Source organism: Amycolatopsis sp. NBC_00345, assembly GCF_036116635.1.
GTDB lineage: Bacteria > Actinomycetota > Actinomycetes > Mycobacteriales > Pseudonocardiaceae > Amycolatopsis.
Genome location: NZ_CP107995.1, coordinates 5,313,159 through 5,326,563, shown reverse-complemented (window position 1 = coordinate 5,326,563; position 13,405 = coordinate 5,313,159). Strand labels below are relative to the sequence as shown.

Annotated in this window: 12 protein-coding genes and 1 pseudogene; 5 read left to right on the top strand and 8 right to left on the bottom strand. The window is 71.5% G+C overall.

From position 1 onward, the window contains the following. The first annotated feature begins 11 nt into the window (after positions 1 to 11). Positions 12 to 908, top strand: a complete 897-nt coding sequence (locus tag OG943_RS23675) for a LysR family transcriptional regulator (RefSeq protein WP_328603088.1) — start codon at positions 12 to 14, stop codon at positions 906 to 908. A 4-nt stretch (positions 909 to 912) separates the two neighbouring features. Here OG943_RS23675 and OG943_RS23670 read toward each other — a convergent pair whose 3' ends face one another. Continuing rightward, positions 913 to 2,370 carry a peptide ABC transporter substrate-binding protein gene (locus OG943_RS23670; RefSeq protein ID WP_328603087.1) on the bottom strand — a complete coding sequence of 486 codons (1,458 nt, stop codon included), beginning with the start codon at positions 2,368 to 2,370 and terminating at the stop codon, positions 913 to 915. Between the two features lie 74 nt (positions 2,371 to 2,444). On the opposite strand from OG943_RS23670, the gene OG943_RS23665 reads away from it, so the two are divergent. Beyond that, positions 2,445 to 3,806, top strand: coding sequence for an LVIVD repeat-containing protein (locus OG943_RS23665; RefSeq protein WP_328603086.1), 1,362 nt, complete (start codon positions 2,445 to 2,447; stop codon positions 3,804 to 3,806). Here the strand turns inward: OG943_RS23665 and OG943_RS23660 are convergent. After that, positions 3,803 to 4,444 (bottom strand): EamA family transporter, encoded by a 642-nt coding sequence (locus OG943_RS23660; protein ID WP_328603085.1) that lies wholly within the window; start codon positions 4,442 to 4,444, stop codon positions 3,803 to 3,805. The two genes, OG943_RS23665 and OG943_RS23660, sit on opposite strands and share 4 nt — an antisense overlap. A 292-nt stretch (positions 4,445 to 4,736) precedes the next feature. Here OG943_RS23660 and OG943_RS48420 point away from each other — a divergent pair. Continuing rightward, positions 4,737 to 4,862 (top strand): annotated as a pseudogene (locus OG943_RS48420) (helix-turn-helix domain-containing protein); the annotation flags it as partial. Positions 4,863 to 4,938: 76 nt separating this feature from the next. After that, positions 4,939 to 5,595, top strand: a complete 657-nt coding sequence (locus OG943_RS23655; protein ID WP_328603084.1) for a LysR family transcriptional regulator substrate-binding protein — start codon at positions 4,939 to 4,941, stop codon at positions 5,593 to 5,595. On the opposite strand, the gene OG943_RS23650 is transcribed toward OG943_RS23655, so the two are convergent. Further along, positions 5,585 to 6,481, bottom strand: a complete 897-nt coding sequence (locus OG943_RS23650; RefSeq protein ID WP_328603083.1) for an alpha/beta hydrolase — start codon at positions 6,479 to 6,481, stop codon at positions 5,585 to 5,587. The genes OG943_RS23655 and OG943_RS23650 overlap by 11 nt on opposite strands. Before the next feature lie 41 nt (positions 6,482 to 6,522). Between OG943_RS23650 and OG943_RS23645 the strand changes: the two genes are divergently transcribed. Next, positions 6,523 to 6,984, top strand: coding sequence for a MarR family winged helix-turn-helix transcriptional regulator (locus OG943_RS23645; protein ID WP_328603082.1), 462 nt, complete (start codon positions 6,523 to 6,525; stop codon positions 6,982 to 6,984). 39 nt (positions 6,985 to 7,023) lie between these two features. Here OG943_RS23645 and OG943_RS23640 read toward each other — a convergent pair whose 3' ends face one another. From OG943_RS23640 to OG943_RS23620, 5 genes are all read right to left on the bottom strand, one after another. Further along, the gene (locus tag OG943_RS23640; protein ID WP_328603081.1) at positions 7,024 to 8,646 is read right to left on the bottom strand and encodes a glycoside hydrolase family 13 protein; all 1,623 of its coding nucleotides are present in this window, start codon (positions 8,644 to 8,646) and stop codon (positions 7,024 to 7,026) included. 53 nt (positions 8,647 to 8,699) lie between these two features. Then, positions 8,700 to 9,617, bottom strand: coding sequence for a carbohydrate ABC transporter permease (locus tag OG943_RS23635; protein ID WP_328603080.1), 918 nt, complete (start codon positions 9,615 to 9,617; stop codon positions 8,700 to 8,702). Between the two features lie 9 nt (positions 9,618 to 9,626). Beyond that, entirely contained in the window at positions 9,627 to 10,595 is a 969-nt protein-coding gene (locus OG943_RS23630) for a carbohydrate ABC transporter permease (protein WP_328603079.1), read from the bottom strand. Next, positions 10,573 to 11,964 carry an ABC transporter substrate-binding protein gene (locus OG943_RS23625; RefSeq protein WP_328603078.1) on the bottom strand — a complete coding sequence of 464 codons (1,392 nt, stop codon included), beginning with the start codon at positions 11,962 to 11,964 and terminating at the stop codon, positions 10,573 to 10,575. The genes OG943_RS23630 and OG943_RS23625 overlap by 23 nt, the downstream gene beginning before the upstream one ends. A 226-nt stretch (positions 11,965 to 12,190) precedes the next feature. Further along, the gene (locus OG943_RS23620) at positions 12,191 to 13,207 is read right to left on the bottom strand and encodes a LacI family DNA-binding transcriptional regulator (RefSeq protein ID WP_328603077.1); all 1,017 of its coding nucleotides are present in this window, start codon (positions 13,205 to 13,207) and stop codon (positions 12,191 to 12,193) included. Between the last annotated feature and the right edge of the window lie 198 nt (positions 13,208 to 13,405).

Genomic DNA, 13,405 nt, shown 5'->3' with positions numbered 1-13,405 from the left:
AAGATTCGTTCATGGTCAGCCTGCGGCAGCTCGAATACCTGGTCACGGTCGTCGACACGGGTTCGTTCACGCGGGCGGCCGAACAGCTGTACGTGACGCAACCGGCCCTTTCGCACCAGATGCGGGCGCTGGAGCAGACCGTCGGCGGCCCGCTGCTGGAGCGGCTGCCGCGCGCGGTGCGGCTGACGCCGATGGGGCGCGCGATGCTGCCTCACGCGCGGGCGGCGCTGGCCGATGCCGAGCGCGCCCGGTGCGCGGCCCGGCAGGCGGGCGGCCTGATTGCCGGTGAGCTGCTGGTCGCGACGGTCTACTCGGTGAGCCTCGGGGTACTCCCGCCGGCGCTGCGCGTGTGGCGCCGCGAACGGCCGGAGGTCGACGTGCGCCTGTTCGAGTACCGGCACGGCACCGAGATGCGCGAGGCGATGACGGCGGGGGAGGCCGACGTCGCGATCGGCCCGGTCCCCGAGGGCTGGGACGGGCCCGTGCGTGAACTCGGCACGGAGGAGTTCGTGGTGGTGCTGCCCACCGACAGCACCGGCAGCACCGGCAACGCGTCCGAACAAAGCGCGGACGGGACCGTCGACCTGGCCACGCTGGCCGACTGCGCGTGGGTGCACTACGCGCCAGGGCACGGTCTCGCCGAGCTGGTGGACCAGGTCTGCGCCGACGCGGGTTTCCGGCCGCGGCCCGCGGTGCGCACGGAGCAGACCGCCGCGGCGCCGATCCTGGCGGCGGCGGGCCTCGGGCCGGCGCTGGTGCCCGCGAACGTCCTGCCGCCGCGTTTCGAGGGCCGGGTCCTGCGGCCGTCCACTCCGGTCCGCCGCCGGCTCGCCGCCTACACCCGTCCTGGCCCGGACCCGCTGACCTCGGGGTTCGTCGACGTGCTGGCCGAGCACGCGACCGTGTGACCGCTCAGACCCCGAGGGCCGCCAAGTTGATGCCCGCGAACGGCGTCGCGGCGACGTCGTGCACGCGCGGCGACCAGACGGCGTGCCCGTGCCCCGTCCAGAGGGGCGCGACGGGCAGGTCGCGCAGCAGCTGGTTCTCGGCGACGCGGTAGAGCTGCCCGGCCTCCTCGGGCGTCGCGGCGGACTCGGCGGCCGCGAGGTTCTGCGTGAACCCCGGGTCCGCATACCCCGCCGCGGCGGCGAGGCCGGTGAGCGGCTCCGCCGGGCTCGGGGTGGCGGCCTTAAGGTCCACTGTGGACGGACTGTCCAGCGGCCCGTCGGACGGCCTCTGCCGCGCGGTCACGGGCACACCGAGCGTCCCGCTCAAGCCGGCGGCCAGCGAGCTGGTCCAGGAGCCGGCGCCGGTGTCGAAGTAGACCGTGGCCGGGCCGGTGAAGCCGGACTGGCCGAGCAGCGACTTCGCGGCCGCCGCGTCGAACGAGCACGGCCGGCAGGTGCCGGTGCGCTCGCCGGGGGCCTCGGCGGGAGGCAGCAGCGCCTGCGGCGGGTCGACCTGGTGCGCGAGCGGGCCTTCCACCAGCGCCTCCCGGTTGGCCGCCAGCGCGAACGCGTGCCGCACGGTGGCGTCGGCGAACCGGGGCGTGCGCACGGGGAACACCAGGTAGCCGGCCTCGGGCAGCGGCCAGGTGATGTGCCGGTCGGCGAAGTCGGCGTGCATCGCCTCGTGCCGCTCGCCCGGCACCGAGGTGACGAGGTCGAGCGAGCCGTCCTTGACCTCGTCGTACTGCTCGGCCGGGTCCCCGACGCGCAGGTCGGCTTCGTTCGCCTTGCCCGGCGCGGGTGTCACGCGCACGAGCTTGCCGCCGGTGCCCGGCAGCCAGCCGTTTTCCAGCCGGAACGGGCCGTTGCCGACGGGGTGGCGCGCGAAGCCGTTCCAGTCGTGGGAAGCGAGCACGGACGCGGGCAGCGGCACGAGCCCCGGGGCCGAGAGCAGCGCGGGCACCTGGCCGGACGGGCGGTCGAGGTCGATCCGGATCGTCGCCGGGTCCGGGGCGGAGATCTCCTTGGCGCGCAGCGACTCCGTCAGCACGGGGGTAGCGGCCCAGTTCTCCGCGGCGACGGCCTTCCACGTGTCCACATAGGACTGCGCGGTGACCGGGGTGCCGTCGTGGAACCGGCCGCCGGCGCGCAGCCGCACGGTCCAGTGCACGCGGTCCGGGCTGGTGATCGACTCGGCGGCGCGCGGGGTGAGGCGGCCGGACGCCGTGTCGTAGTCGGCCAGCGGCGTCCAGAGCGCGCCGGTGACCATGCGCCCGGCCTGGTCGTCGACGTCGGCGGGCAGCAGCGTGCCCGGTTCCTGCAGGCCGACGGCCAGCGCGCCGGGCCGGGCCGGCTCGATGGCGGTGCAGCCGGTGAGGGCCACGGCCGCCGCGGCGAGCAGGGCGAGCAGACGCGAACGCATGGTGCCTTACTACCAGTCCGAGGGAACTAAAGACGGTTGTGTCCGGTTAATTGCCGTCTTACAGTCCGACGATCATGCTGGGCGTTCTGGGAGGTTCGCAAGTGCGTCGTCGGTGGGTCCGTCCAGTGCTGGCTCTGGTTACGGTGGCTGCGACGCTGATCGCCACCGGTCTGCCCGCCGCGGCCTGCGGTGAGGACGACAAGCCGGCGACGCCGGCCAAGCGCACCGCGGGCGACCCGGGCGCGGTGAAGGGCGTCCGCGCGGTCGGGAACGTGCCCGACGCGCAGGGGGCCATCTCGGCGAACTTCCTGCAGTACGGCCGCCGCGACGTGATGGTGGTGTCCGGCGAGTTCGGGCTCAAGGTCTACGACCTGACCCGGAATCCGGCCGCGCCCCAGGCGATCGGCCAGCTGAGCCTGCCGGGCCTGTGGGAGACCGAGGACACCGAGGTGGACGCGCAGCGCAAGCTGGTCTTCCTCTCGCGCGACCCGCGCGCGTTCGACGGGAACACGCACACCGGCGAGTCCGGCATCTACGTCGTGGACCTCTCGCGGCCGGAGTCGCCGGAGATCCTGAGCTACGTGCGCGTGCCGGCCGGGCACACCACCAGCTGCGTCGACGGCTGCCGCTACCTGTGGACGGGCGGTCCCTCGAAGGCCGACGACCAGCCCGCCGACTGGGGCGGCCGCCCGGTGTGGGTCACCGACGTCCGCGATCCGCGCCACCCCAAGGTCCACCCGGACCCGATCGAACTGGCCCGCAACGACGGCAAGACGGACTACGTGCACGACGTGCAGGTGGACGCCGCGGGCGTCGCGTGGGTTTCGGGCCGCGGCGGCGTGCGCGGTTACTGGACCTCCGGCCTCCACCGCGACCCGGTGCAGGGCCGCGTCCGTCGCGCCACGGCCGACGCCCCGGTGCCCTACGCCGGTGGCGGCGTGGCCGAGACCGCCGCCCCGTCGAGGTTCCTGCACAACAGCTTCCACCCGGTCGGCCCCGATGCCGACGGCGCCTGGCGCGGCCACGACCTGGTGTACGCCACGGAAGAGAACTTCGTCGACGGCTGCGCGGGCGACGGCGTCCTGACCATCTCGTCACTGGCCGGCTCCTACGGCGGCGAGGGCTGGCGCTCGACCCCGGCGGCCCCGTTCCGGCTGCAGACCGTCGGCACCTGGAGCGTCGAGGGCCAGGAAGGCAGCGACCCCGCCTCCGACGACTGCTCCGCGCACTACTTCGACCTGCGCGGACACGTGCTGGTGCAGTCGTTCTACTCGCAGGGCACCCGGTTCCTGGACGTCAGCGATCCGACCAACCCGCGCCAGATCGCCTACTTCCGCCCGGCCGACGCCAGCTCGTGGGCCCCGTACTGGCACGACGGGTATGTGTACGTGGCGGACCACACGCGGGGCGTGGACATCCTGAAGCTCACGGCTTAGCGCGCGGCGCGGATCTCGGCGGCGACGGCGATCACGATCACCACGGCCCCGAGCGCGACCGGCGGGCGGAAGGGCTCGTGCAGCACGAGCACCCCCACGAGGCAGGCGACCACCGGCACGGCATAGGCGTAGGTGCTGACGACGGTGACGTCCGTGGTGCGCAGCAGCCGGTTGTAGAGCATGAATCCGGCCAGGGAGTCGACGATCACCAGGTAGGCCGGTGCGATCCAGCCGGCGGCGCCGACGGTGATCTTGAAACCGGGCGCCTCCAGCACTCCGCCCAGCGCGAGCAGGACGAGCCCGCCGGTCACGAGCTGGAGTACGGTCGCGGCGCGCGGGGCGGGCAGCGAACCGGTCCGTGATGCCCAGTGCGTGCCGCCGGCCCAGCCCGCCGTGGCCGCGACTACGAGCAGGCTCCACGCGGACCATCCGCCGCCGGCACCGGAACCGGCGACCAGCACCACGGTCACCCCGGTGAAGCCGAGCAGCAGCCGGGCGGCCGCTGCCCGGGCCGGCCGGTCCCCGGCCACGGCGCGGAACACCGCCACCCACAACGGGATCGCGGCGACCAGCAAGGCGGCGGTACCGGCGAAGACGTGCCGCAGGGCCACGGCGACCGCGCCCTGGGCTCCCAGCAAGGCACACGCCGACCACCGCCGAAGCCGCGACCTGGCGGCGGTCCAGGCCGCGCAGTGCGCTGGGCCGTGCCGCCGCGAGTACCGCCCCCGCCAAGAGGAAAACCGTTCCGGACGCGAGCAGCGGCGGCAGGGTCGTCACCATCACGCGCATCGCCGGGAACGAGGTGCCCCAGCACAGCCACAGCCCCGCCATCGACGCGAGCACAGTGGCCGGGGGAGCAGGACGCGACGGGGAAGGCGGCACCCGGCCAGCCCACCCCGCCGGGCCGCCGGTGTCCAATGAGTACTCGTCATGGCCCGGATGTGCTGGGATCATCGGCCGATGAACCTGACGATCGCCCAGGTCGAAGTCGTTCTCGCCATTGAGGAACACGGCAGCTTCACCCGTGCCGGGCCGGCGCTCGGGCTGACCCAGTCCGGGGTCAGCCGCGCGCTCGCCGCCCTGGAGCGGCACCTCGGAGCGCGGCTCGTCGGACGGTGCCTCACTGACGGCAGTGGGCCGTCAGGTCGCGCGGCACGCCCACGCCGCGGCGGGCCACCTGCGCGCCATCGAATCCCTGGCCGCGAACGCCGATCCTCCGCGGCTGCGGATCGGTGCCGTCGCCAGCGCACTGGTCCGGCTGGTCCCCGGCGCGCTCGCGCGCTTCCGCCGCGAGTGGCCGGCCGCCCGGGTCCTCAGCGTCCAGGGTGACGACGACGAGCTGGCGGCCTGGCTGGCCGCGGAGACCGTCGACCTGGTCGTGACCACCCGGCCGATCGCGGGAGCCGGGCGGGAGATCGTGGACGAGTTCCTCGCGGTCCTGCCCCGCGACCACCGGCTCGGCCGGGATGGCCGGGCGGGCCTCGCCGAACTGGCGGACGCGGGCCTCGCCGACCCGGGCGGCACCTGCGCGCCGGTCGTCGCGGCTCACTTCGCGGCGCACGGGGTCGACTGGCGTCCCGATCACCTCGTGCGTGACGTCGCGACTGCGCTCGCCATGGCCGAGGCCGGCATCACCGCCGGGGTGGCGCCCGCGATGGCCGTGCCCAGCCCGCCACCGCCGGGCGTGCGGCTGATGCCGCTCGACCCGCCGCTGCATCGGACCGTCTACGCGTGCCACCGCCCGGACGACACCCACGCCGGAGCCTTCGCGCAACTGCTCACAGCTTGAGTTGCTGGGTAAGGAAAAGCGCCGCGCGGTCGAGCGCCTGGTCGGCCTCGTCGAGGACACCGGCGAACGACTGGAACACGTGCGGCACGCCGGCGGTGACGTCGAGGATCACGTCCACCTCGGCGTCCCGTGCGCGGGCGGCCAGGCGCGTGGAGTCGTCCAGGAGGATCTCGTTGGTGCCCACCTGGAGCAGCATCGGCGGGAATCCGGTCAGGTCGGCGAGGACGGCGGGGCTGAGCAGTTCCTGAAGCGGGTCCTGGCCCCCGAAGTACATCTCGCCGGTCGGCTTCAGGCTCTCGCGCGTGAGGAGCGGGTCGATACCGGCTTTGGTGTCCATGCTTTCGCCGGTCCGCGTGGCGTCGAGCCCCGCGGAGAAGGTCACGATCGCCGCGGGCAGCGGCAGCCCCGCGGCGCGGGCGGCGAGGCAGGTCGTCACGGACAGGCCGCCGCCGGCGGAATCCCCGGCGAACGCGATGGCCGAAGGGTCCTCGCCGCTTTCCAGCAGGGCGCGGTAGGCGGCTACGCAGTCCTCGATCCCGGCCGGGAACGGGTGCTCGGGGGCGAGCCGGTAGTCCAGCGAGAAGGACCGGAAACCGGTTTTGACCACCAGGTTCCCCGTCAGCGTCATCGCGGTCTCGGGCGAGCCGACGACGAAGGAGCCACCGTGGAAGTACAGGATCGTCCCGGCGCGCGGGTTCGCGGCCGGCTCGACCAGCACGGCCCGCCGCCCCCCGAGCGTCGACTCCGTGGTCCGGATCTCCTCCGGCACGAGCATCGTGGCCATCAGCGTCGCGAACCCCGCCCGCATCTCCTCGACCGGCGCCGGGTTCACGGACAGCGGACGGCGCAGCATCTCGGCGATCTTCGCGCGTTGTTCCTTGCTCATCGGTGTTCCCTCCGCAAGTAGATGCCGCTACAGTATATGCCGTGGCATCTAAAATCAACCCGCAGTCCTGGTTCGCCGACCTGGTCCGCTGCGAGACGCGCCTGTACAACGCGCTCAACGACCGGCTGCGCGAGCGGCACGGGATCGTCACGTCGCAGTACGAGTTCCTGCACTACCTGCGCGAACACCCGGGGGCCAGAGTGGCCGACCTCGCCGCCGAGTTCGCCATCGGGATCGGGTCGACGAGCAAGGGGACCGACCGCCTGGAGCGGAACGGCTGGGTCGCCCGGCAGCCGAACCCGGCCGACCGCCGTTCTTCCCTGCTGGTGCTGACCGACGACGGCGCGCGGTTGGTCGACGCGGCCGAACAAACCTTCACCGAGCGCCTGACCGAGCTGATCGAAGGCGCGCTCGACGGCTCCCAGATTTCGGCCGGTGCGCAGGCCTTTTCGTTGCTACGCGCCGTGTTGGAGCGCGACCAGGTGGGCATGCCCACGGGATAGCCCGCCCCGGCGCCGAAAACGCCGGGGCGGGGCCAGTACTCAGGACCGCAGCCACACCGCCGTGTCCGTCGGCAGCAGGCCGTCTGCCAGCGGCCCGCTCGCCAGCAGCACTTCCGAATGCGCGGGCAGCGGCACCGGCGCGGCCGAGAAGTTCAGCAGGAACACAAAACCCGGCGCGCGGGAGAAGGCCAGCACGTCCGGGCCCGCGTCCAGCCAGGACACCGTCGGCTCACCGAGGGAAGACCGCAGGGCCAGGCCGCGGCGGTAGAGCGACAGCATCGAGTCCGGGTTCCCGGCCTCCGCTTCCGCCGTGTACGACGCCCATTCCGCCGGCTGGGGGAGCCACGGCTCGCCCTCGCCGAAGCCGAACGGCGACGACCGGCCGGACCACGGGATCGGCACGCGGCAGCCGTCACGGCCGGGGTCGGCGCCCTGGGTTCGGGCCCAGACCGGGTCCTGGCGCAGGCCGGACGGGATGTCCTCGACCTCCCACAGGCCCAGCTCCTCACCCTGGTACACGTACAGCCCGCCGGGCAGCGACAGCGTCAGCAGCGCGGCCGCGCGGGCGCGGCGAGTGCCGAGCACGCGGTCGACCGGTGTCCCGTGTAGACGGTCCGCGAAGGCGAAACCCGTGTCACCCGAACGGCCGTACCGCGTTACGTGCCGGGTGACGTCGTGGTTCGACAGCACCCACGCTGCCGGGGCGCCCACTTCCTCGTGCGCCCGCAGGGTGCGTGAGACGACGTCGCGGAAGCGGCCCGGATCCCACGGGCAGGTCAGGAAGTCGAAGTTGAACGCCGAGTGCAGCTCGTCGCGGCGGAGGTAACGCGCCGCGCGCGACATGTCGGGCAGCCACATCTCGCCGACGAGGATCTTCTCGCCCGGGTAGCTGTCGGAGATCTTGCGCCACGAGCGGTAGATCTCGTGCAGCCCCTCCTGATCGGAGAACGGCGTCTCGTCCCCGTCTTCGACGTCGGGCAGCGCCGGGTCCTTCACCAGCCCGTCCGCGACGTCGATCCGGAACCCGTCCACGCCGCGGTCGAACCAGAACCGCAGCACGTCCTCGAACTCCGCGCGGATGTCCTGGTTGTCCCAGTTGAAGTCCGGCTGCCGCGAGCTGTACAGGTGCAGGTACCACTCGCCGGGGGTGCCGTCGGCCTCGGTCACGCGGGTCCAGGCCGGCCCGCCGAAGCGCGACTTCCAGTTGTTCGGCGGCTCCGACCCGTCCGGCCCGCGGCCGGGGCGGAACCAGAACCGCTGCCGTTCGACCGAGCCGGGTCCCGCGGCCAGCGCCGCCCGGAACCACCGGTGCTCGTCGGAGCAGTGGTTCGGCACGATGTCGATGATGACGCGGATGCCCAGCTCGTGCGCCTCCGTGAGCAGCTGCTCGGCCTCGCCCAGCGTGCCGAACAGCGGCTCGATGTCGCGGAAGTCGGCGACGTCGTAGCCGCCGTCGTCCATCGGCGACGGGTACCAGGGGGTGAACCAGATCGCGTCCACGCCCAGCTCGGCGAGGTAGTCCAATTTGGACCGCACGCCGGTCAGGTCGCCGACGCCGTCGCCGTTCCCGTCCGCGAAACTGCGGATGTACACCTGGTAGATCGCCGCGCTGCGCCACCAGGCCGAGCCGTCGGTGGTGGACAGTTGCCCCGAAGCGGTCACTGCGTTACCCCTCCCATGTGGTTGTGCGAGCTCAGCGGATTGGTGCGGGCCCGTCAGCCCTTGATCGAACCGGCGGTCAGCCCGGCGAAGATCTGGCGCTGGAACACGAGGAACAGCGCGATCATCGGGATGCTCGCCAGCACCATGCCCGCGACGAGCAGGTTCAGCGGCATGTCGATGGCCACGCGCTGCAGCATCACGCTCAGCGTCTGCTTGCCGGTGTCCGGGAACACCAGCAGCGGCCAGATGAAGTCCTTCCACGCGGCGACGATCGTCAGGATCGACACCACCGCGAGGATCGGCCGCGAGATCGGCAGGATGATCCGCCACAGCGTGCGGACCGGCCCCGCCCCGTCGAGGCGCGCGGCCTCGATCAGCTCGTCCGGGATCTGGTCGAAGAACCGTTTGAGCAGGTAGATGTTGAACGCGTTGGCCGCCGCGGGCAGCCAGATCGCGGTGGGCGAGTTGATCAGGTTGAGGTGCAGCAGCGGCAGGTCGGTCACTGTCACGTACGTCGGTACCAGCAACGCCGCGGCCGGCAGCATCAGCGTGACCAGCATCAGCCCGAGCACGACGTTGCCGAACTTCGGCCGCAGCTTCGACAGCGCGAATGCCGCCGGGACGTCCACCGCGAGCTGCACCAGCCAGGCGCCGCCGGCCACGACCACGGTGTTCAGGAAGTACTTCCCGAGGTTCATCTGGTCCCACGCCTCGGCGAAGGACTCCGGGTGCCATTCGCGCGGCACGAGCGTCGCGGGTGTGGCCGCCAGCTCCGCCGGGGTTTTCATCGCGCCGGTCACCGCCCAGTAGAGCGGGAACAGGAACGCGATGGTGAACGCCACGAAGGTGCACACGAACACGATCACGTACAACGTCTTGCCGCCACGCGTGCGCAGCTGTGACGGCGAGACCAGCGTGCGCCCGGATGGTGCTTCGGCGCGCTTCTTCTTGCGTGGCAAGGTAGTCGTCACCAGAACCTCCTAGGCGTCCACACGCCGGGTCAGCCGCACGTACATCGCCGAGAACACCCCGAGCGCCACGAACAGCAGCAGGCTCATCGCGCTGGCCGAGCCGAAGTCGTTGTAGACGAAGGCGTACCGGTACAGCAGCAGGAGCACGGTCACGGTCGAGTCGTCCGGGCCGCCGCCCGTCATCACGTACGGCTCGGTGAACACCTGCATGGTCGCGACGATCTGCAGCAGCAGGAGCACCAGCAGCACGAACCGCGTCTGCGGGAACGTGACGTGCCGCAGCCGCCGCCACATACCGGCGCCGTCGAGCTCCGCGGCCTCGTACAGCTCGCCCGGGATGGTCTGCAGCGCCGCCAGGTAGATCAGCGTCGTGCTGCCCATGTTCGCCCAGGTGGACACGAACACCAGCGAAAGCATCGCCGTGGTGCTGGAGTCGAGCCACTGCCCGCCCGGCAGGCCCACCGCGTTCAGCGCGGAGTTGAACAGGCCGGGGCCCGGGTCGTAGAACCACTTCCACATCAGCGCCGTGACCACCGGCGGCAGCATCACCGGCAGGTACACGGCGAGGCGGAAGTACGCCCGCGCGTGCCGGATCTCGTTCAGCAGCACCGCCGCCAGGAACGGCACGGCGAAGCCGAACACGAGCGCGAACGCGGTGAACAGCAGCGTGTTGCGCCACGCGACCCCGAACAGCGGGTCCTCGAAGAGCCGCGCGAAGTTGCCGAAGCCCACCCACGTCGGCGGGTTCACGAAGTCCACCTGCTGGAAGCTCAGCAGCACCCCGCGCACGATGGGGTACCAGGAGAACATCGCGAAGATCAGGATGGCGGCGCACAACAGGCTGTACGCGGTGATGTTGTCCTTGATCTTCCGCCGCAGCCGCGAACGGCGGCGCTCGGCCGCCGTCGCGACGGGCCGACCGGCCCGCGGGGTCGCCGCGGGCCAGTCGAGGACGTCACTTGGCCTGGGCGAGGGCACTGTTGACCTTCGACGTCGCGGAGGAGAGCAGCTGGTCGACGTTCGCGTTGCGGTCGGTCAGCACCGCCTGCATCACGCTGTCGAGGGCCGCGTAGATCTGCTGCGCGTTGGGCGGCTCGATGCTGCCCTTGATCCGGTTCGCGGTGTCGACGTAGGCCTGGTAGTTCTGCGCCGGGACGTTCGCGTACTTCTTCTTCACGGCCAGCTGCTGGTCGCGCACGGCGCCCTGCCAGATGTCCGGCGTCGGCTCGGTCGGCAGGCCCACCGGCTGCTGGCCGTCGGCGTACTGCTTGACGTGCTTGTCGAAACGGTCGGGGTTGAGGTACTTCCACTGGATCCACTCGAGGCCGGCCTTGATCTTCGCGGCCGACGCCTTCGGGTTGACCATGTAGCCCTCGCCGCCGAGCAGGGTGCCCTGCCCGCCGGGCATGCCCGCGATCCCGTAGTCCTCGTACTTGCCGTTGAACTGCTTGACCAGCACCGGCACGTTGTCCGGGGCGGCCATGTACATGCCGAGCTGGCCGGCGCCCATCATCCGCTGCACGTCCACGTCCTGCAGCAGCTGCTTGCTGCCCATGGAGTTGTCGTCCCAGCGCATCTCGTGCAGGTAGTTCAGCGCGGCGCGGCCCTTGGCGTTGTCGAAGTCGGCGACCCACTTGTCGCCGTCCTTGCGCGCGACGTCACCGCCCATCGAGTACATCCAGCCGGTCATGTGCCAGCCGCCCTGGTTGTTCTTGCTGTAGTCGGCGTACCCCACGACGCCGTTCCCCAGTGCCGAGATCTTCTGCGCGTCGGCGCGGACCTCGTCCCACGTCGTCGGCGGCTGGTCCGGGTTGAGCCCGGCCTGCTGGAAGAGCTTGCGGTTGTAGACGAGCCCCATGGTGTAGTTCGCGGTCGGCAGCCCGTAGAGCTTGCCGCTCGCGTCCCGGAAGTTGTCCAGTAGTTGCGGCTGGATGTCGTTCACGTGCGGGACGCTCTTCGCCGCTTCCGTGATGTCGGCGGCCTGATGCCGGGCGATGATCTGCGCCGGGTCGGTGAAGTAGACGTAGTAGACGTCCTCGAGCTGCCCGCCGGCGAGCTTGGCGGAGAACGTCTTGGGGTCCATGAACCCCTCGTGGGGGACGATGTCGATGTTCGGGTGGGAAGCCTCGAACTCGGCCACGTCGGCGTCGAACACCTTGCGTTCGAACGGCTGCGTCTGCGGCGGCTGCCCGGTGACGGTGATCTGGACCTTGCCACCCGTGGCACCACTGTCCGCCCCGCTGCCGCAGGCGGCCAGGCTCACGGCCAGGCCGCCCACGCTGAGCAGGGCGAGCACGGTTCTGGGAGTGCGGCGGAACTTGTGCGCTCGGGACCAGGGACTGCTCATCTCAAGCCTCTTCTCGCGGTCGCGACGGCTGTGTCGTGATGGCGGTCACTCTAAAGTGTGAGACCAGAATCCCGCAATAAGACGACGAGAAGTTGCAAGTTACGAACAGGACGCGGTCACGCCGGGTGCGCTAGGTCCCTGAAGGCCACCTTCAGGGACCTAGATGCCCTCAAGGTGGCCTTCAGGGACTTCTGCCCCTCAAGGCCACCTTCAGGGACTGACGCGGTCACGCCGGGTGCACGGTGTGCCGGGCGGTCGACCCCCGGACCACCAGCTCGGGCGCGAACAGCAGCTCCTCGGCCGCCACCTCGCCGCCGTTGATCCGCTTGACCAGCAGTTCCACCACCGCGCGGCCCATCGCCTCGATCGGCTGGCGGGTGGTCGTGAGCGGCGGGTCGGTGCAGTTCATCAGCGCCGAGTCGTCGTAACCGACGACGGAGATCTCGTCGGGCACCGAGCGGCCCTGCCGGCGGGCGGCGCGGATGGCGCCGAGCGCGAGCAGGTCGCTGGCGCACAGCACGGCGGTGGCCCCGCGCGGGTACAGCCGCGCGGCCGCCGCGTGCCCGCCTTCGATGGAGAACATCCCGTGCTCCACGAGTTCGTCGAGCACCGGGAGGCCGAGCTTCGCCGCGTACGCGCGGAACGCCTCGAGCTTGCGCTGCGACGGCACGTGGTCGGTCGGCCCGAGGACCAGGCCGATCTTTTCGTGCCCGAGCGAGCTGAGGTGCCCGACGACCTGCTCGACGGCCACCGCGTCGTCGCAGGAGACCTGCGGCAGGCCGAGGTGGTCGACGGCGGCGTTGATCAGCACCGTGGGCAGCCGGCGCTCGACCAGGTGGTGGTAGTGCGTGTGCACGGCGTCGGCCTGGGCGAACAGGCCGCCGGCGAACACCACCCCGGACACCTGCTGCTGCAGCAGCAACTCCACGTACTCGGCTTCGGACACCCCGCCCGCGGTGCGGGTGCACAGCACGGGCGTGAAGCCCTGCTGGGCCAGCGCGTTGCCCATGATCTCGGCGAGCGCGGGGAAGATCGGGTTCTGCAGTTCGGGCAGCACCAGCCCGACCAGGCGGGCTCGTTCCCCGCGCAGCTGGGTGGGCCGCTCGTAGCCCATCACGTCCAGCGCGGTGAGAACGGCGGCGCGGGTGCTCGCGGAAACCCCGGACCGGCCGTTGAGCACCCGGCTGACCGTGGCTTCGCTGACCCCGACCTGGTGGGCCACTTCGGCAAGTCGACGCGTCATAGCCGAAATTTTACTGCAATCGGACGCAAAAGCACGACTCAGCCGGGCGAACGGGACGCTCGCTTATTCGGTTGCCCCGGTGCCGGCCGCCTGCTGTAGTCCGGGGCACACGAAGAGCGACCTGGGAGCTGATCATGCGCGGAGTACGGGTGTCCATCCGTTTCCTGACCGACACCGCCCCGAAGGAACCCACGCTCC